Origin of the sequence: Neobacillus niacini, from assembly GCF_036961885.1 — a bacterium.
Classification (GTDB): Bacteria; Bacillota; Bacilli; order Bacillales; family Cytobacillaceae; genus Neobacillus; species Neobacillus niacini_H.
Window position 1 is genome coordinate 110,132 of record NZ_JBALNQ010000040.1, and the last position, 328, is coordinate 110,459.

Below are 328 nucleotides of genomic sequence, written 5' to 3' on the forward strand. Positions count from 1 at the left end.
GCCATCACGTAACCACTTTTTTCATCCCTTAGATTTAAAAATTCCTTAATCTGCTCCCCATCCCATACATCGATAATTTTTAAAGAAAGCAAATCACTAACCCTTATACCTGTATTAATTCCAAATACAAAAAGCAATACATCTCTTTGTGATTGATTCCTTAGTATGCCCTTTATGGCATTAATACTTTCTATATCTCTTATGGGATTAACATACTCCATGGGAGTTCCTCCTACAATAGGTTACATAACTAAATACTAACATAGGTTAAGTAACATTGGCAAAAAATATGCATACCTTTTTATTCAAAAAATTTATCCAAAAACGA

General features: G+C 31.4%; 1 pseudogene. It reads right to left on the minus strand.

The features are described 5' to 3' along the window. A pseudogene (locus V7124_RS17610) lies at positions 1-221 on the minus strand (site-specific integrase); the annotation flags it as partial. Positions 222-328 lie beyond the last annotated feature (107 nt).